General features: G+C 71.3%; 18 protein-coding genes and 1 rRNA gene. 5 read left to right on the plus strand and 14 right to left on the minus strand.

What is annotated here, in order from left to right; all coding sequences use genetic code 11:
• Positions 1-7: 7 nt before the first annotated feature.
• The gene (locus tag ABZ951_RS09665) at positions 8-433 is read right to left on the minus strand and encodes an ATP-binding protein (protein WP_344087140.1); all 426 of its coding nucleotides are present in this window, start codon (positions 431-433) and stop codon (positions 8-10) included.
• Positions 434-574: 141 nt separating this feature from the next.
• On the opposite strand from ABZ951_RS09665, the gene ABZ951_RS09670 reads away from it, so the two are divergent.
• Complete coding sequence (locus tag ABZ951_RS09670) at positions 575-1,426, plus strand: helix-turn-helix transcriptional regulator (RefSeq protein ID WP_344087137.1); 852 nt, start codon at positions 575-577, stop codon at positions 1,424-1,426.
• Positions 1,427-1,517: 91 nt separating this feature from the next.
• Here ABZ951_RS09670 and hemB read toward each other — a convergent pair whose 3' ends face one another.
• The 5 genes from hemB to ABZ951_RS09695 form a co-directional block, all read right to left on the minus strand.
• Positions 1,518-2,507, minus strand: a complete 990-nt coding sequence (gene hemB / locus ABZ951_RS09675) for a porphobilinogen synthase (protein WP_344087134.1) — start codon at positions 2,505-2,507, stop codon at positions 1,518-1,520.
• Entirely contained in the window at positions 2,504-4,162 is a 1,659-nt protein-coding gene (locus tag ABZ951_RS09680) for a bifunctional uroporphyrinogen-III C-methyltransferase/uroporphyrinogen-III synthase (RefSeq protein ID WP_344087131.1), read from the minus strand. Before ABZ951_RS09680 ends, hemB begins: the two co-directional genes overlap by 4 nt.
• A complete protein-coding gene (hemC, locus tag ABZ951_RS09685; protein ID WP_344087128.1) occupies positions 4,159-5,166 on the minus strand; it encodes a hydroxymethylbilane synthase in 1,008 nt (335 codons plus the stop codon). The genes ABZ951_RS09680 and hemC overlap by 4 nt, the downstream gene beginning before the upstream one ends.
• On the minus strand, positions 5,163-6,620 hold the full coding sequence (locus tag ABZ951_RS09690; protein ID WP_344087125.1) for a glutamyl-tRNA reductase: 1,458 nt from the start codon (positions 6,618-6,620) through the stop codon (positions 5,163-5,165). The genes hemC and ABZ951_RS09690 overlap by 4 nt, the downstream gene beginning before the upstream one ends.
• Positions 6,621-6,684: 64 nt before the next feature.
• Positions 6,685-7,470, minus strand: a complete 786-nt coding sequence (locus ABZ951_RS09695) for a redox-sensing transcriptional repressor Rex (RefSeq protein WP_344087122.1) — start codon at positions 7,468-7,470, stop codon at positions 6,685-6,687.
• 362 nt (positions 7,471-7,832) lie between these two features.
• On the opposite strand from ABZ951_RS09695, the gene ABZ951_RS09700 reads away from it, so the two are divergent.
• The 4 genes from ABZ951_RS09700 to ABZ951_RS09715 all read left to right on the plus strand — a co-directional run bounded on the left by ABZ951_RS09700 (position 7,833) and on the right by ABZ951_RS09715 (position 11,804).
• A complete protein-coding gene (locus tag ABZ951_RS09700; RefSeq protein WP_344087119.1) occupies positions 7,833-8,111 on the plus strand; it encodes a glutaredoxin family protein in 279 nt (92 codons plus the stop codon).
• A gap of 92 nt (positions 8,112-8,203) precedes the next feature.
• The gene (locus ABZ951_RS09705; RefSeq protein WP_344087116.1) at positions 8,204-9,157 is read left to right on the plus strand and encodes an HAD-IB family hydrolase; all 954 of its coding nucleotides are present in this window, start codon (positions 8,204-8,206) and stop codon (positions 9,155-9,157) included.
• A gap of 448 nt (positions 9,158-9,605) precedes the next feature.
• The gene (locus ABZ951_RS09710; protein WP_344087113.1) at positions 9,606-10,388 is read left to right on the plus strand and encodes an ECF subfamily RNA polymerase sigma factor, BldN family; all 783 of its coding nucleotides are present in this window, start codon (positions 9,606-9,608) and stop codon (positions 10,386-10,388) included.
• Between the two features lie 204 nt (positions 10,389-10,592).
• Positions 10,593-11,804, plus strand: coding sequence for a DUF5667 domain-containing protein (locus ABZ951_RS09715; protein WP_344087111.1), 1,212 nt, complete (start codon positions 10,593-10,595; stop codon positions 11,802-11,804).
• A 79-nt stretch (positions 11,805-11,883) separates the two neighbouring features.
• Here ABZ951_RS09715 and ABZ951_RS09720 read toward each other — a convergent pair whose 3' ends face one another.
• From ABZ951_RS09720 to rrf, 8 genes are all read right to left on the minus strand, one after another.
• Positions 11,884-12,915 (minus strand): lysophospholipid acyltransferase family protein, encoded by a 1,032-nt coding sequence (locus ABZ951_RS09720; protein ID WP_344087109.1) that lies wholly within the window; start codon positions 12,913-12,915, stop codon positions 11,884-11,886.
• Positions 12,916-12,929: 14 nt separating this feature from the next.
• Positions 12,930-13,976: an NAD-dependent epimerase/dehydratase family protein gene (locus tag ABZ951_RS09725; protein ID WP_344087107.1), complete on the minus strand. Its 1,047-nt coding sequence runs from the start codon at positions 13,974-13,976 to the stop codon at positions 12,930-12,932.
• Positions 13,977-14,237: 261 nt separating this feature from the next.
• Positions 14,238-14,336 (minus strand): AURKAIP1/COX24 domain-containing protein, encoded by a 99-nt coding sequence (locus tag ABZ951_RS09730; protein ID WP_003948845.1) that lies wholly within the window; start codon positions 14,334-14,336, stop codon positions 14,238-14,240.
• Positions 14,337-14,446: 110 nt separating this feature from the next.
• Complete coding sequence (locus tag ABZ951_RS09735) at positions 14,447-14,656, minus strand: helix-turn-helix domain-containing protein (protein ID WP_067299677.1); 210 nt, start codon at positions 14,654-14,656, stop codon at positions 14,447-14,449.
• Positions 14,657-14,784: 128 nt separating this feature from the next.
• Positions 14,785-15,600 (minus strand): phosphatase, encoded by an 816-nt coding sequence (locus tag ABZ951_RS09740; protein WP_344087100.1) that lies wholly within the window; start codon positions 15,598-15,600, stop codon positions 14,785-14,787.
• A gap of 101 nt (positions 15,601-15,701) precedes the next feature.
• The gene (locus ABZ951_RS09745) at positions 15,702-16,874 is read right to left on the minus strand and encodes an acetoin utilization protein AcuC (RefSeq protein ID WP_344087096.1); all 1,173 of its coding nucleotides are present in this window, start codon (positions 16,872-16,874) and stop codon (positions 15,702-15,704) included.
• Between the two features lie 84 nt (positions 16,875-16,958).
• The gene (locus tag ABZ951_RS09750; RefSeq protein WP_344087094.1) at positions 16,959-17,603 is read right to left on the minus strand and encodes an HAD family hydrolase; all 645 of its coding nucleotides are present in this window, start codon (positions 17,601-17,603) and stop codon (positions 16,959-16,961) included.
• Between the two features lie 67 nt (positions 17,604-17,670).
• Positions 17,671-17,787, minus strand: a 5S ribosomal RNA gene (gene rrf / locus ABZ951_RS09755).
• Positions 17,788-17,933: the final 146 nt, after the last annotated feature.

Raw genomic sequence — 17,933 nt, forward strand, 5'->3', positions numbered from 1 at the left:
GGGTGTCTCACCCCGCCCCCAGTTCGAACCAGACCAGCTTGCCGGTGAGCCCCTGCGGCTGATCGCGCAGGGCGAAGCCGCCCCAGCTGTCGGCGCACTTCATCACCAGCTTCAGCCCCCGGCCCTGTTCGGCGTCCACCGCGGGCTGCCCCGGGATGCCGAGGCCGGGGAGCTTGGGGTTGGTGTCCCAGACGCTCACGCGCACCCGTGGGCCCTCGCGCCGTACGCGCACCGAGGCGGGCCCGTCGGAGTAGCGGTAGGCGTTGGTGACCAGTTCGGACGTCAACAGTTCGGCGATGTCCGCCAGTTCGGGGAAGCCGTGCTCCTGGAAGATCGTACGGAGCGTACGCCGTGCGATGCAGGGGGCCAGCGGGTCGCACGGGACTTGCAGGGTGTACTCCCAGTCCCCGGCGGTCTCAGGATCGTTGTCCATGCGCACACCTCCGCACTCTGAGTGGCGTGGCACACACCGTAGGGCCCCGGGACCATAGTTTTCCCGACTTCCGGAAAATACATGTTCCCTTGGATCACAGGGGCCGCCACGGCAGACTGGGCCGCACACGGGAGGGGTTGGATGCCACCGAGGAGTAGCCCGACAGCACGCCAGCGACGGCTGGGCGCGGAGTTGCGCAAACTGCGCGAACGGGCCGGAATGACCGCCTCCCAGGCCGGTGCCCTGCTGGGTGCCGACCAGGCCCGGGTCAGCAACATGGAGTCCGGGCGTGTCGGGATCAGCGCCGACCGGCTGCGGACGCTGGCGGGCCACTACGCGTGCGCGGACGAGCAGCTCGTCGAGGCGCTGGTGGCGATGGTCGGGGACCGCACCCGCCACTGGTGGGAGGAGTACCGCACCCTGCTGCCCGCGGGCCAGCTCGACCTCGCGGAGCTGGAGCACCACGCCACCAGCCTGCGCACGGCGCAGACGGCGACCCTGCCCGGGCTGCTGCAGACCGTGGAGCACGCGCGCGTCGTCTTCGGCCAGGGCATCCCCTCGCTGCGGCCGCCGGAGGTGGAGCACCGCATCTCGTACCGCGTCAAGCGGCAGGACGTGCTCTTCCGGGACGACCCCGTGCCGTACACGGCGATCATCCACGAGGCCGCGCTGCGGATGCGGTTCGGCGGCCGGGACATCACCCGCCGGCAGCTCGAACACATCCTGACGATGAGCGAGCGGCCCGGGGTGACGGTGCTGGTGCTGCCGTTCGCGGCGGGCGAGTTCCCCGGCTCGGGGCAGACCCTCTGCTACGCGACGGGTCCGGTGCAGGCCCTGGACACCATTCAGCTGGACCAGTCGCACGGCGTCGTCTTCCACGACGCCGAGTCCAAGCTCCAGCGCTACCGGCAGCTCCTGCGGCGCCTGGAGGAGCTGGCGCTGGACCCGGCCGGATCCCGCGACCTGATCCGCCTCGTCGCACGGGAACTCTGAGGGGCCGGACGGGCTTTCCAGCCCGTCCGGCGGTTGAGGACACCGCCGCGCAGCGGTGGTGCACCCCAGAAACCGCCGGACGGCGAAACGGCTAGAGCTGCCGCGCGACCTCGGTCGCCCAGTACGTGAGGATCATGTTGGCGCCCGCCCGCTTGATGCCGGTGAGCGTCTCCATGATGGCCCGGTCCCGGTCGATCCAGCCGTTGGCGGCGGCCGCCTCGACCATCGCGTACTCGCCGCTGATCTGGTAGGCGGCGACGGGGACGTCCACCGACTCGGCGACCTTGGCGAGGATGTCCAGGTAGGGCAGGGCCGGCTTGACCATGACCATGTCCGCGCCCTCGGCGAGGTCGAGCGCGAGCTCGCGCATCGACTCCCGGACGTTGGCCGGGTCCTGCTGGTACGTCTTGCGGTCCCCCTGGAGGGAGGAGCCGACGGCCTCCCGGAAGGGGCCGTAGAAGGCCGACGCGTACTTGGCGGTGTAGGCCAGGACGGAGACGTCCTCGTGGCCCGTCTGGTCCAGCGCGTCACGGATGACGCCGACCTGGCCGTCCATCATCCCGCTCGGGCCCACCACGTGGACGCCCGCGTCGGCCTGGACCTGCGCCATCTCGGCGTAGCGCTCCAGCGTCGCGTCGTTGTCCACGCGGCCCTCCGAGTCCAGGACCCCGCAGTGGCCGTGGTCGGTGTACTCGTCCAGGCACAGGTCGGACATGATGACGAGCTCGTCGCCGACCTCGGCCTTCACGTCGCGGATGGCGACCTGGAGGATGCCGTCGGGGTCGGTCCCGGCGGTGCCGGCCGCGTCCTTCTTGGCGTCCTCGGGCACGCCGAAGAGCATGATCCCGGCGACGCCGGCCTCACGCGCCTCGACGGCCGCCTTCCGCAGGGTGTCGCGGGTGTGCTGGACGACCCCCGGCATCGCGGAGATCGGCACCGGCTCGGCGACGCCCTCCCGCACGAAGGCGGGAAGGATCAGCTCGGCCGGGTGCAGCCGGGTCTCGGCGACCATGCGGCGCATGGCGGGGGTGGTCCGCAGCCGCCGGGGACGAGCCCCGGGGAACGTGCCGTACGTGCTCAACTCCGTGCCCTTCTACGCGATCCGGGCCGCCGCTCGCTCGGGCGGGTGACCGGGTCGCCGGCCTCCAGGGCCGCGTCCCGGCGCGCCGCGCCGAAGTCCGCGAGCGCCTCGGCGAGCTTGTGCACCGAGGGCTCGGGCGACAGCACGTCCACCCGCAAGCCGTGCTCCTCCGCGGTCTTCGCGGTGGCCGGGCCGATACAGGCGATGACGGTGACATTGTGCGGCTTGCCGGCGATGCCGACCAAGTTGCGCACGGTGGAGGAGGAGGTGAACAGCACGGCGTCGAAGCCGCCGCCCTTGATCGCCTCCCGGGTGTCGGCCGGCGGCGGCGAGGCGCGCACCGTCCGGTAGGCGGTGACGTCGTCGACCTCCCAGCCAAGCTCGATCAGGCCCGCCACCAGGGTCTCGGTGGCGATGTCGGCGCGGGGCAGGAAGACGCGGTCGATCGGGTCGAAGACCGGGTCGTAGGGCGGCCAGTCCTCCAGGAGACCGGCGGCCGACTGCTCACCGCTGGGCACCAGGTCGGGCTTCACCCCGAACTCGATCAGCGACCGGGCCGTCTGCTCGCCGACGGCCGCGACCTTGATGCCCGCGAAGGCACGCGCGTCGAGACCGTACTCCTCGAACTTCTCGCGGACCGCCTTGACGGCGTTCACGGAAGTGAAGGCGATCCACTCGTAGCGGCCGGTGACCAGGCCCTTGACCGCGCGCTCCATCTGCTGCGGAGTGCGCGGCGGCTCGACCGCGATGGTCGGGACCTCGCTGGGCACGGCGCCGTACGAACGGAGCTGGTCGGAGAGCGAGGCCGCCTGCTCCTTGGTGCGCGGCACGAGCACGTTCCAGCCGAACAGCGGCTTGGACTCGAACCACGAGAGCCGGTCCCGCTGCGCCGCGGCGCTGCGCTCCCCGACCACGGCTATCACCGGCTGCCCGCCGTCCGGGGACGGCAGGACCTTCGCGGCCTTGAGGACCTGGCCGACCGTGCCCAGGGTGGCCGTCCAGGTGCGCTGGCGCGTGGTGGTGCCGGCGACCGTGACGGACAGGGGGGTGTCGGGCTTGCGGCCGGCGGAGACCAGTTCGCCGGCCGCGGCCACGACGGAGTCGAGGGTCGTGGAGACGACCGCGGTGACCTCGCTCGCGCCGACCTCGGACCAGCAGGTGGCCGAGGCGGTACGGGCGTCCACGAAGCGCACGTCGGCGCCCTTGCCGTCCCGCAGCGGCACCCCGGCGTAGGCGGGCACGCCCACGGCCGTGGCGACGCCCGGCACCACCTCGAAGGTGATGCCCTCGGTGGCGCAGGCCAGCATCTCGTCGGCGGCGTTGCCGTCGAGGCCGGGGTCGCCGAGGACGGCACGGACGACCCGCTTGCCGCCGCGCGCGGCCGTCATGACAAGATTGGCCGTGTCCCGAAGGACAGGTACTTCGGGGGTGCCGACGGTTTTTGATGCCTCATCAGTAACCGTCTGGGCAGGCATGTCCACACTGGCGCGCGCATGAGCGCGCACCACGTCGATCACCTGCGGATCGGCGATCAGGACGTCCGCGGCCGAGAGGGCCTCCACGGCGCGGAGCGTCAGCAGTCCCGGGTCTCCGGGGCCGGCACCGAGAAAGGTGACGTGCCCGTGCTCGGGGCGGTTCGGGGCGGTGGGGTTCAAAGTACTCGCTCCCCCATAAGACCGGCCGCACCCTTGTCGAGCATCGCTGCGGCAAGCTCGTGCCCCATCCGTACGGACTGGTTCACGGCTTCCTCGCTGGACGACGGTACGGGACCGGTGGTGGACAGCTGCACCAGCGTCTTGCCGTCGGCCGAGCCGACGACGCCGCGCAGGCGCATTTCGGTGACAACCTGCCCGTCGGCCAACAGGTCGGCCAACGCACCCACGGGTGCGGAGCAGCCGGCCTCCAGGGCGGCGAGCAGGGTTCGCTCGGCGGTCACGGCGGCCCGGGTGAACGGGTCGTCGAGCTCGGCGAGCCGGGCAATGAGCTGCGCGTTGGTCGCTGCGCACTCCACTGCCAGGGCCCCCTGACCGGGGGCGGGCAAAACTGCGTCGGGCTCCAGGAACTGGGTGACGTCCCCGAGCCGCCCGATCCGGCTGAGCCCCGCGGCGGCCAGGACGACGGCGTCCAGCTCACCGGCGGCGACATAGCCGAGGCGGGTGTCGATGTTGCCGCGGATCGGCACGGTCTCGATGTCGAGGCCGAGCGAGCGCGCCCACGCGTTGAGCTGCGCCGTGCGGCGCGGCGAACCGGTGCCGACGCGGGCACCGGAGGGCAGGTTCTCGAAGGTCAGACCGTCACGGGCGATCAGGACATCCCGCGGGTCCTCCCGCACCGGGATCGCGGCCAGGACGAGGTCGTCCGGCTGCTTGGTCGGCAGGTCCTTCAGGGAGTGCACGGCGAGGTCGATCTCGCCCGCGAGCAGCGCGTCGCGCAGCGCGGAGACGAAGACCCCGGTGCCGCCGATCTGCGCGAGGGCCTCGCGCGAGACGTCCCCGTACGTGGTGATCTCCACCAGCTCCACCGGGCGCCCGGTCAGCTGGCGCACCGTCTGTGCCACCTGTCCCGACTGGGCCATGGCGAGCTTGCTGCGGCGGGTTCCGAGGCGCAGCGGACGCTGGTCCCCCGGCCCCCGCTCCGCCCTGGAAGAGGTGTCGTTCATGCCGGCTCCCGTGCTGTGTTCTGCCGATCGGCCCGCGTATCCGCCCGGCTGACGGCGGCGACGGCCTGCGGATCGAGGTCGAAGAGTTCCCGCAGCGCATCGGCGTAGCCGGCGCCGCCGGGGGTGGAGGCCAGCTCCTTGACGCGCACGGTGGGCGCGTGGAGGAGCTTGTCGACGACGCGGCGCACGGTCTGTGCGATCTCGGCGCGCTGCTTGTCGTCGAGGTCGGGCAGGCGTCCGTCGAGCCGGGCGATCTCGCCGGCGACGACGTCCGCGGCCATGGTGCGCAGGGCGACCACGGTGGGCGTGATGTGCGCGGCCCGCTGGGCGGCGCCGAAGGAGGCGACCTCGTCCGAGACGATGGTGCGGACCGCGTCGACGTCGGCGGCCATGGGCGCGTCGGCGGAGGCTTCGGCCAGCGACTCGATGTCGACGAGGCGGACGCCTTCGACGCGGTGCGCGGCGGCGTCGATGTCGCGGGGCATGGCGAGGTCGAGCAGGGCCAGGACGACGGGGGCCGCGGGCGCGGCGGCGCGGCCCGGCTGCTCGGCCGGGGCGCACTCGGCGTCGACGGCGCACAGCGCGTCCGCGCCGCGGGCGTCCGTCCGGTCCGCGAGGGCCGCGCGTATGGCGTCGGCCGTCAGGACCAGGCCGGTCGCGCCCGTGCAGGAGACGACGACGTCGGCGCGGGCGAGCTCACCGGCGACGGCGCTCATCTCCACGGCGGAGGCCGTGAAGCCGGCGGTGCCGGGGGCACCGGGCTCGGTGAGGATCGCCGCGAGGCGCCGGGCCCGCTCCACCGTGCGGTTGGCGACGGCCACGTGGGCCACGCCCGCGCGCGCGAGGGTCGCAGCGGCGAGCGAGGACATCGAGCCCGCGCCGATGACGAGGGCGCGCTTGCCCGCCGCCCAGCCGGCGACCGGGGCACCGGCCGCGAGCTGTTCCAGGCCGAAGGTGACGAGGGACTGCCCGGCCTTGTCGATGCCGGTCTCGCTGTGGGCGCGCTTGCCGACCCGCAGGGCCTGCTGGAACAGGTCGTTCAGCAGGCGCCCGGCCGTGTGCAGCTCCTGGCCGAGGGCGAGCGCGTCCTTGATCTGGCCGAGGATCTGGCCCTCGCCGACGACCATCGAGTCCAGCCCGCAGGCCACCGAGAAGAGGTGGTGGACGGCCCGGTCCTCGTAGTGCACGTACAGATAAGGGGTCAGCTCGTCCAGGCCGACGCCCGTGTGGCGGGCGAGCAGCGTGGACAGCTCGGCGACACCGGCGTGGAACTTGTCCACGTCGGCGTACAGCTCGATGCGGTTGCAGGTGGCGAGGACCGTCGCCTCGGTGGCGGGCTCCGCCGCCAGGGTGTCCTGGAGGAGCTTGGCCTGGGCGTCACGGGTGAGGGCGGCCCGCTCCAGCACGCTGACCGGCGCGCTGCGGTGACTCAGGCCGACGACGAGGAGACTCATGCTTTTTCCTCGCTTCGCTCGGGCAAGCCTTCGCCTTGGACGCGCCTTTCGATGATGCGCTCGCTCATGCCGGCATCACCGCCGGGACGTCCCCGTCCGGACCCTTCCTGCCGCCGCCCGCGGCGCGGGCCACGCGCGGCGGTACGGGCGTGGCGCCGGCGGTCGCCGCGGAGGCGGCCGCGGTCTCCTCGCCGGCCTTGCGCTGCTCGTGGAAGGCGAGGATCTGCAGCTCGATCGAGAGGTCGACCTTGCGCACGTCGACGCCCTCCGGCACGGAGAGCACCGTGGGCGCGAAGTTGAGGATCGAGGTGACCCCGGCGGTGACGAGGCGGTCGCAGACCTGCTGGGCGGCGCCGGCGGGGGTGGCGATGACGCCGATGGACACGCCGTTGTCGCTGATGATCGCTTCGAGCTCGTCGGTGTGGCGCACGGGCAGCCCGGCGACCGGCTTGCCGGCCATGGCGGGGTCGGCGTCGATGAGGGCCGCGACCCGGAAGCCGCGGGAGGCGAAGCCGCCGTAGTTGGCGAGCGCGGCGCCGAGGTTGCCGATGCCGACGATGACGACCGGCCAGTCCTGGGTCAGGCCGAGCTCACGGGAGATCTGGTAGACGAGGTACTCGACGTCGTAGCCGACACCGCGGGTGCCGTACGAGCCGAGGTAGCTGAAGTCCTTGCGGAGCTTGGCGGAGTTGACTCCCGCGGCGGTCGCGAGCTCCTCGGAGGAGACCGTGGGCACCGAGCGCTCGGAGAGCGCCGTCAGTGCGCGCAGATACAGCGGTAGCCGGGCGACGGTGGCCTCGGGAATCCCTCGGCTTCGGGTCGCCGGTCGGTGAGTTCGGCCAGTTGCCACGGTGCTCCTGCGGGTAGAGCGGGGCTGCGGGCGGCGCCTCTTCCCAGGACCGCCCCGTCGAACGCAGGCTATGCCTTTGTGAACGCGTGCACAAAGATGGTGTCCGCTTTGTCCGGGCAAAGTGACCGGCGTCACGCGCTGTTTCGGCCGGGTCCGGGAACCATCGGCCGCACCACCGCGACCGCCGGGCCGGGCGCACCCGCGCCCGGATTTCGCCGATGAGGACGTCGATGAGGACACGGACCGTCACTCCTCATCGCCATACCACCGGACACCAATAAATCGCCACATGATGGTAGTCGACTCAGGCACCCAATCAGGACGTTTCGAGGAGCGGCGCCCGGCCGGGCACAATGGCGGGCATGACCCCGCTGCTGAGCCGCCGCGCCCGGAAGAACCCCGCCGACAGCACGGTCACACTGATCGGCAAGCCCGGCTGCCATCTGTGCGACGCCGCCGAGGAAGTGATCGCCGAGGTCTGCGGCGAGCTGGGCGCCCGGTGGGAGAAGAAGGACATCACCCAGGACGAGGAACTGCACCGCAGGTATTGGGAGCAGATTCCGGTTGTGCTCGTGGACGGCGCGCAGCACGACTTCTGGCGGGTGGATCCGGCCCGCCTGCGCAAGGCCCTGGGCGGCTGACACGCGGGGAGTAACCGGACCGTCGCGGGATGTTCACACCGCCGCATCGTCCCGACTCCGGATGCACCGAACAAACTGGCTATGCTCGCGCCATGGCCGCACTGGGATGGATCACTCCGCGCAGGCGCTCCGCCACCGCACGCAGCGTGCTGGCAGGCGAGGCCGCGGCGGAGGCAGCCCGCAAATCCGCGCAGGAAGCCGCCGGGCGCGCCGGGGAGAGCGAGCCCGCGGCCGCCGCCGGCGGGGCCGCGGAGCCGGAGTTCCCGGTCGCCGGCGATGTGAGAGCCGCCGCGTTCTTCGATCTCGACAACACCGTCATGCAGGGCGCCGCCCTCTTCCACTTCGGCCGCGGCCTCTACAAGCGCCACTTCTTCCGCAAGCGCGAGCTGATGCGCTTCGCGTGGCAGCAGACCTGGTTCCGGCTGGCGGGGGTCGAGGACCCCGAGCACATGCAGGACGCGCGCGACAGCGCCCTGTCGATCGTCCAGGGCCACCGGGTCTCCGAGCTGATGTCCATCGGCGAGGAGATCTACGACGAGTACATGGCCGAGCGCATCTGGCCCGGCACCCGGGCCCTCGCCCAGGCCCATCTCGACGCGGGGCAGAAGGTATGGCTGGTGACGGCCGCCCCGGTGGAGACCGCCACCATCATCGCCCGCCGGCTGGGCCTGACGGGCGCGCTGGGCACCGTCGCCGAGTCCATCGGCGGCGTCTACACGGGCCGCCTCGTCGGCGAGCCGCTGCACGGCCCCGCGAAGGCGGAGGCGGTGCGCGCGCTGGCCGCGGCCGAGGGGCTCGACCTCTCGCGCTGCGCGGCGTACAGCGACTCCGCCAACGACATCCCGATGCTGTCGATCGTCGGCTACCCCTACGCCGTCAACCCCGACAGCCGGCTGCGCAAGCACGCCCGCGAGCGCGGCTGGCGGCTGCGCGACTACCGCACGGGCCGCAAGGCGGCCAAGGTCGGCATCCCGGCGGCGGCCGGGGTGGGCGCGCTGGCGGGCGGCACGGCCGCCGCGATCGCGCTGCACCGCCGCCGGCGCTGACGCCACCGGCGCCCCGCCCGGCCGGTGCCGCCCCGGCACCGGCCGGGGTCAACCTTCGTCCCTTCCGTACCGCTCACTTCACGCCACCGGCGTGTCGTACGGACGCGGCACGCCCGGCACGCTGCGTAATCGGCCGTCACCCTCAGGCAATCCTGTCGTCATACCCTCACACGGCCGCTCCCAGTCCTCCCCTGCCCGGATTGCCACAACACGCTGCCCATTCGGCCACACCTTCGCCAAATACGGTCAACTCCCGCTCATAGTTCGATATTTGATCGATCGCCAAGCGGTAAGAGATCGAACGGAAACGGTGATTTGAGCAACTCGGTGTAGTGCCGCCTGTACGAAGCGTTATTCTCCTCAGACGCAAACCGGTACCCCTCTTGTCCCTACGACGAGTGAACGGTCCCGTACTGCACGTGATGGAAGCTCTGCCTCTGGGAGTCCCGTGTACCCACACGTCGGGGTTGACGCCTCGGGCCTGGCTACGCTGCGCGCAACGGTCCTCGACCGTCTGCGCGGCTTCGTCCCCACCGCGTACGCCGTCCCTGCCTTCGCCACACCCGTCCCCGCCGGCCCCTGCTACGCCCTCGCCGAGGGCAGCGCGGCGGTCGGCAGACGCGCCCGCCGCGGCGCCGGCGCCGGTACGTCCACTACGACCCGCCGCCCGAGCGCCGACAGCGACAGCGCCCGCATGCTGGATCTGGTCGAGCGCGCCCAGGCCGGCGAGGCCGACGCGTTCGGCCGCCTGTACGACCAGTACGCCGACACGGTCTACCGCTACATCTACTACCGCGTGGGCGGCCGGGCCACGGCCGAGGACCTCACGAGCGAGACGTTCCTGCGCGCCCTGCGCCGGATCGGCACCTTCACCTGGCAGGGGCGCGATTTCGGCGCCTGGCTCGTGACCATCGCCCGCAACCTGGTCGCCGACCACTTCAAGTCGTCAAGATTCCGGCTCGAAGTGACCACCGGCGAAATGCTCGACGCCAATGAGGTCGAGCGCAGCCCCGAGGACTCCGTCCTGGAGTCCCTCTCCAACGCCGCCCTCCTGGAAGCGGTGCGCAAGCTCAATCCGCAGCAGCAGGAGTGCGTCACCCTCCGCTTCCTCCAGGGCCTCTCCGTCGCCGAGACCGCCCGCGTCATGGGCAAGAACGAGGGAGCGATCAAGACCCTCCAGTACCGCGCCGTCCGCACTCTGGCCCGCCTCCTTCCGGACGACGCACGCTAACTCTGTGCGCTCGTTCACTCACCAGCGGTCACATCTCTACGGGCGCGTAACCCGGCCGCCGCGCCAGTCGTTGTGGGGGATGCAGACTCCCTGCGGTCGCGCCATGCCCGCAGCCACTCACTCGTTCGAGTGGATGCTCTCAAGGCGTGCAACCCTCCAGGTCTTCAGGGGAGTCGACCGTCATGACGAGAGGAGGTGCCGCCTGTGATCGCGAACGTTTCGGCGCACCGGCGGGCAAACGCCTTCGCCCAGGCGCTGGAGGACACAACACTCCAGGGCACGGCGGCCACACAGCCCGGCCCATCGGTGGACGACGCCGAGCAAGGCAAGCTGCTGGCCCTGGTCGGCGAGCTCGGCGGCATGCCCGCGCCCGAGCTCGACCCCGAGACCAAAACCGTGCAGCGGGCGCAGTTGATCGCCGCCATGGAGACCCAGTTCGCCGGGGGCTCCGCCGCACTTCCCGAGCCCCGGGCCGGCAGGTCCGCCGGCAAGGGAGCCCACCGTGCGAGCGCCCTCAGCCGGCTCAAGCCGCGCTCCCGGTGGTCCAAGGGCCTCGCGGCCGGCGGGCTCACGGTCGGGGTGGCGGCCGGGGCCTTCGGCGGTGTCGCCGCGGCGAGTTCCAACGCCCTGCCCGGCGATTCGCTGTACGGGCTGAAGCGCGGGATAGAGGATCTCAAGCTCGGCATGGCCGACGACGACGCCGACCGCGGCGGCCTCCTCCTCGACCGGGCGTCCACCCGGCTGCACGAGACCCGGCGCCTGATGGAACGCGGCCGGTCCGGCGATCTCGACCACGAGTCCCTGAGCGAGATCCGCAAGACGCTGTCCGGCATGCGCCACGACGTCTCCGAAGGCCACCGGCTGCTGCACTCGGTCTACCAGCGCGACGGCTCCCTCGGCCCGATCCAGCGCCTCTCCTCCTTCACCTCCTCGCACCGCGAGGGCTGGAGTCAGCTGCGCGAGAAGCTGCCCGTCCAGCTGGCCGACGTGGGCGCCGAGGTCACCTCGGTCCTCGCCGCCATAGACGATGAGGTCGGACCGCTCAGGTCCCTGCTGCCCGTCCCGGACAAGCACGGTGCCGCTCCCGGCCCCGGCACGTCCTCGCACGGCACCAAGAGCCGTACGGGCCACCCCGCGCCCCCGCCCTCGGCGTCCTCCTCGGCCGCCGACGGCAAGCACCCCGGGAGCCGTCAGCACCACTCCTCGGCGCCCGGCGGCCACGACGAGCGCAAGGGCCTCCTGGAGGACACCGGGCTGATCCCGTCCAGGCCCAGCCCCGGCAGCTCCGCCCCGGCCGGCGGCCCGCTCCACCGCGGCAAGGACGGCAAGCCGTCCAAGCAGCCGGACATCACCATCCCGCCGCTCCTCCCGGACATCCTCCCGGGCCTCGGCATCCGCGGCGACGAGGACAAGTAGCCGAGCAGGAAAAACAGTCGCGCGGCCGGGTGCGGCCGGTGTTTCGACACCGGCCGCACCCGACGCGAGCGCACTCCGCTCAGAAAAACACCGACCGCCGCTGCACCAGCAACTTGTACAGCGTGTGCTGAATCGTTTCTCGCACCTGATCGGTCAGGTTGAACATCAGCATCGGGTCGTCCGCCGCCTCCGGCGGATAGCCGTCCGTGGGGATCGGCTCGCCGAACTGGATCGTCCACTTCGTCGGCAGCGGCACCATCCCCAGCGGCCCCAGCCACGGGAACGTGGGCGTCAGCGGGAAGTAGGGGATCCCCAGCAGCCGCGCCAGCGTCCTGGCGTTGCCGACCATCGGGAAGATCTCCTCGGCGCCCACGATCGAGCACGGCACGATCGGCGCCCCGGCACGCAGTGCCGTGGAGACGAAACCGCCCCGGCCGAAGCGCTGGAGCTTGTACCGCTCGGAGAACGGCTTCCCGATCCCCTTGAACCCCTCCGGCATCACCCCGACCACCTCACCGCGCTCCAGCAGCTTCTGCGCGTCCTCCGCGCAGGCGAGGGTGTGCCCGAGCTTGCGGGAGATCTCGTTGACCCCCGGCAGCACGAAGACCAGGTCCGCGGCGAGCATCCGGATGTGGCGCCCGGCCGGGTGGTGGTCGTGCAGCGCGACCTGGAGCATCAGGCCGTCGACCGGCAGGGTGCCGGAGTGGTTGGCGACCACCAGCGCCGCGCCCTTGTCGGGGATGTTCTCCAGGCCCTTCACCTCGACCCGGAAGTATTTCTCGTACAGGGGGCGGAGTGCGGACATCAGCACCTGGTCGGTGAGCTCCTCGTCGAAGCCGAAGTCGTCGACCTCGTACTCGCCGGTGACCCGCCGCCGCAGAAAACTCAGGCCGTGGGCGAGCTTGCGCTCCCAGCCGTCGTCCCCGCCCCGCCCGTCCGCCGCCGTCGGCCCGGCGGCACCGTCCGCGGCGGCGGCCGGCTCCTCGTCCCGCTGCGGGGGGACGGGGGCGAGCGTCGACGGCGTCCTGTCCGTACGGGCCCGGCCCACGCGCTTACCCCGTCGCTTGGCCCGCGGTTCCTCGCCGAACGGGATGACCTTCGCGTCCGCCATGGTGAGTGCGCTCCTCAGTTCTGGCCACGGCCGGCAGGCAGTGCCGCGGCGATCCGGTCGACGGTACGGGCCAGGACCTCGGGCGGCAGCAGCCCGGGCCCCTGGCTGCGCGCGTAGTCCGCGAAGGCTCCCGCGGTGGTGTAGCCGGGCTCGAAGCCCAGAGTCTCGCGCATCTGGGTGGTGCGGACGACACGCCCGTGGGTGAGCAGCCGGATCTGCTCGGGCGAGAAGTCCGTCACGCCGACCGAGCGCAGCGCGGAGCCGACCCAGGTGACGGTCGGCAGGAAGAACGGCAGGGTGGGCCGCCCGAGGCGCCGTGCGGCCTGGGACAGCAGCAGCACGCCGTCACCGGCGATGTTGAAGGTGCCGCTGTTGAGGGTGCCTCTGCGGGGCTCCCCGGCGCCGATCCGCAGCACCTCGATCACATCGTCCTCGTGGACGAACTGCAGCCGGGGATCGAAGCCGAGGACGGTCGGCAGGACGGGCAGCGCGAAGTACTCCGCGAGCGGCGAGTCGGCGCGGGGCCCGAGGATGTTGGCGAAGCGCAGCACGCACACGGCCACGTCGGGTCGGCGGCGGGCGAAGCCCCGGACGTAGCCCTCGACCTCGACGACGTCCTTGGCGAACCCACCGCTGGGCAGCGACTTGGGCGGGGTGGTCTCGGTGAAGATCGCGGGGTCGCGGGGCGCGGAGCCGTACACATTGGTGCTCGACTTGACCACGAGCCGCCGCACGGACGGGGTCTTCTGGCAGGCGCCGAGCAGGCTCATCGTGCCGATGACGTTGGTCTCCTTGACCGTGGCCCGGCTGCCCCGCTTGCCCAGGGGGGTGCCGTTGACGTCCATGTGGACGACCGTGTCGACACCGTGCTCGGCCAGCACCCTGGCGATCGCGGGATGGCGGATGTCCGCCCGCAGGAAATCGGCCCCGCCGAGATGGTGCTCGGGCGGCACCGCGTCCACCCCGATGACCCGGTCCACGTCGGGCTCGCGCTGGATGCGGCGGACGAACCGGCCCCCCAGCTGCCGTGCGACTCCGGTGACGAGCACGACCTTGCCCAAGATCAGCGCCTTCCTTCCCACCCCTGCTCGGCTTGCGCGGACCACCGGGGCGGCTCGGGACGCGCCCGCGAGTGGTGTGGCCGCCACCGTAGCGGGTCGTTGTCGCGCTGTGATGAGCGGCCGATGCGGGGAGCTACATTTCAAGCCGTAGCGAGAAGGTCACTCAACGCGACCCCCGTGAGGCCATCCGGCCCCGGACGCACCGCAGCCCTCCCACCGCTGAGCGGTGGGAGGGCTGCGGGACGATCACAGCGACGCTGCTTACTTCTTGTTGCGACGCTGAACGCGCGTGCGCTTGAGCAGCTTGCGGTGCTTCTTCTTGGCCATCCGCTTACGCCGCTTCTTGATAACAGAGCCCACGACTACCCTCGCTTACATCGATTCACTCGGTGCGGGGCGTCCGAGCCCACACGACCTACATCGGGCCAGCCTACCCGGCACCGGGCGAACAGCGTAATCCGAGGCCCCCGTCAGGCTGTTTCCACCCCCACGTAGGACTCTCGGAGGTATTCGTGCACCGCTTGCTCTGGGACCCGGAACGACCTTCCCACCCGGATCGCCGGCAGATGACCACTGTGTACCAGGCGGTACACGGTCATCTTGGACACTCGCATCACCGCGGCGACTTCCGCCACGGTCAGGAACACGACCTCGTTGAGAGGCCTTTCGCCAGCAGCCATGACACACCTGAACCTTCCGCACATGACGCGCACCGGCTTCCCCTCCGGTGACTCCTCGTCGCTGCGCGCTCACTCCCCAGATTAGGGGCGGGTGATGCGAGTGGGGAAGAGGAGCAGCCATCGGCCGCCTACTGTGACAGACACGCTCGATTGAGTACATAGCGAGTAAGCGGTCGGTAGTAATCAGACCGCACAGTGTCATCAAGCGGAACGACGACGGACACCCGGCCCTCGGCCTCGCCGACGAACGGCGCGGGGTCGTCCGTATCGGCCGGCCCGATGGCCTCAATGCCCAGCTGACCTGCCCCGCAGACCCAGCCATGGTCCCCGATGACCAAGGCCGGCAACGGCCCTCCGGCGTCCGTCACGGCGGCCAGCGCCACCCGAAGCGGCAGCGGGGAATGCGTATGTGCGCCCGGCTCACTTCGAGACCCCCGTGCGCCGGGTTCGCGCACCATCGCGACTCCCTGAACGTAGTCAAGGCGGTAAGTACGTACTCCGAACCGGGTCGTTATGTCGACACTTCGACCCTGCGCAGGGGTGAGGACAGTGCATCCGGCCGCCGAGAGACCTGCGGCCAACCCGGCGTAGAAGCCCAGGAGTCGGTGGGGGTGGCCGGTGCCGATCAGCACCGGGGCGCCTGCCGCTGCCACGGCCGCGAGCCGGTCGGCGAAGGCATCGAGTGCCACGATCGTACGATCGGGGTCGATCACATCCTGCCCCGAAGCATGTCGGGGATCGTCCGAAACCCCACACTGCCGGCCCATCAGGCGTAACAAATCCCCCATGCGCCAGTCGTGTTCGGGCTCCAGGCCGATCAGCGCCCGGGGGTCCCGGGCCACGAACATGCGATATCGGCTGAGACTGCGTTCCCTGGTCGTGGCCACGGTCCCGGCCAGCCGGGCGGCAAGCAGATGTGCACGCAAGGTGCGAGGGCTCAACACACCCACGATGCTGCCGGACCGCCGCCCGGCGCGCGGGAAATCACCCCCGGTGTCCCACGCCCGGCCTAACCGGCCGGCCAACTGCGGGTGCGGGGGACGCGTCAGGGCAGGAGCCCGTGGGCGGGGAAGACCGCGCGCCGCGTCGCGAGGATCGCCTGGTCCAAGCGGTCGGCCGGGTCGTACCCCGAATCGGTGAAGTCCTGCCACTGCGGGGTTCGCCCGTCGGTCATCCGCAGCGGCCCCAACTGGCGGGTGCGGCGGAACACTTCCGCCCGCCAGCCTTCCGGCACCGCGGTCTCCGGCGGGACGGGCCGGCCGGCGGCGACCGCCACCAGGTGGGTCCAGGAGCGCGGCACGACGTCCACGACGGCGTAGCCTCCGCCGCCGAGGGCGACCCAGCGGCCGTCCGCGTGTTCGTGGGCCAGCGCGTGGCACGCCTCCGCCACCGCCCGCTGGGCGTCGAGCGATACGGCCAGGTGTGCCAGCGGGTCCTCGAAGTGTGTGTCGGCTCCGTGCTGGGTCACCAGGACCTGCGGCCGGAAGGCGGCCAGGAGCTCGGGGACGACGCCGTGGAAGGCGCGCAGCCACCCGGCGTCCCCGGTCCCCGCAGGCAGCGCCACGTTCACGGCACCGCCTTCCGCACGCGCGGCGCCGGTCTCCTGGGGCCACCCGGTCTGCGGGAAGAGGGTCCGGGGGTGTTCGTGGAGCGAGATCGTGAGGACCCTCGGGTCCTCCCAGAAGGCCGCCTGCACCCCGTCGCCGTGGTGGACGTCGACGTCCACATACACCACCCGTTCGGCCCCCAGCTCCAGGAGCCGGGCCACGGCCAGGGCGGCGTCGTTGTAGACGCAGAACCCGGAGGCGCCGCCGGGCATGGCGTGGTGCAGCCCGCCCGTGAAGTTCACCGCGTGCAGCGTCTCGCCGCGCCAGACCGCCTCGGCCGCGCCCACGGACTGGCCCGCGATCAGCGCGGCGGCCTCGTGCATGCCCGTAAAGGCGGGGACGTCGGCTGTGCCGAGCCCGTACGAGCCGTCCGCGGATGCCGGGTCCGCCGATGCCCGCCGTACCGCTTCGACGTAGTCCTGCCGGTGCACCAGTCGCAGTGTGGAGTCTCCGGCGGGCCTGGCCGCCGCCACGTGGACGGCCCGGTCGAGCTCGTACGCTTCGATCAGGCGCATGGTCAGCGCGAGGCGCACCGGGTCCATCGGGTGCCCGGGGCCGAAGTCGTATCCGGTTACTGCCTCGTCCCACATCAGCTGTGCGCGGCCGCTCATGCCCGTCACGGTAGCCGTCCGCCCTGGAGCCGGATCAAGCGGTGGGTGAACGCCCGGGGGCCGACGGGCGGGGCGTGGCGTGGATTACGCGAGGAGCCGCGGGAGTTCCCCCATGTCCCCGAAGAGCCCGGTGGCGCCGGCGAGCTTGTCGCCGGGGGTCATGGAGGTAAGCGCGTAGACGTCCATTCCGGCGGCTTTCGCGGCTTCGACGCCTCGGGGGCTGTCTTCGATCACGACACACCGGCTCGGTTCGACGCCCATGGAGCGGGCAGCGTGGAGGAAGAGGTCGGGTGCCGGCTTTCCCCTGCCGACGTCCGCGGAGCTGAAGATCCATTCGTCTTCGAACCACTCGTCGAGTCCGGTGCGCCGGTGTGCGACGCGAATGCGCTCATGGGTTCCGGAGGATGCGACGCAGTAGGACACGCCTTCGGCGACGAGCAGCTCCAGGACTTCGAGGGCACCCTTTATCGGCTGGAGTTCCTGCTCGAAGGCGGCAAAGGTGCGCGCGTGCAGGGTGTCGTCGAAGTCGACGGGCAGCTGCTGTCCGGTGCGCTCGAGCACGACGTCGTGCACATGGTGGACCGCGGCGCCCATGTAATCGCGCAGGGAGTCGTCGAAGCTGGTGGGGTGGCCCAGCTCGGAGAGGTACGTGGCGAGGATCCGGTTGGCGATCGGCTCGCTGTCGACGAGCACGCCGTCGTTGTCGAAGATGACGAGGTCATAGCGCATGGGGTCACCCTAAACGCAAAAATGCCTCAGGCCCCGAGTATCAACTCGGGGCCTGAGGCTAAAATTTGTTCGGCGGCGTCCTACTCTCCCACACGGTCCCCCATGCAGTACCATCGGCGCTGAAAGGCTTAGCTTCCGGGTTCGGAATGTTACCGGGCGTTTCCCTAACGCTATGACCACCGAAACTCTATGAAGTTAACCAACCGGAACACACACAGTCGTTACTTCAGAACCTACACAGTGGACGCGAGCAACTGAGGACAAGCCCTCGGCCTATTAGTACCAGTCAGCTCCAACCGTTACCGGTCTTCCACACCTGGCCTATCAACC

The sequence above is a fragment of the Streptomyces sp. NPDC046215 genome (genome assembly GCF_040646215.1).
Taxonomy (GTDB): domain Bacteria; phylum Actinomycetota; class Actinomycetes; order Streptomycetales; family Streptomycetaceae; genus Streptomyces; species Streptomyces stramineus.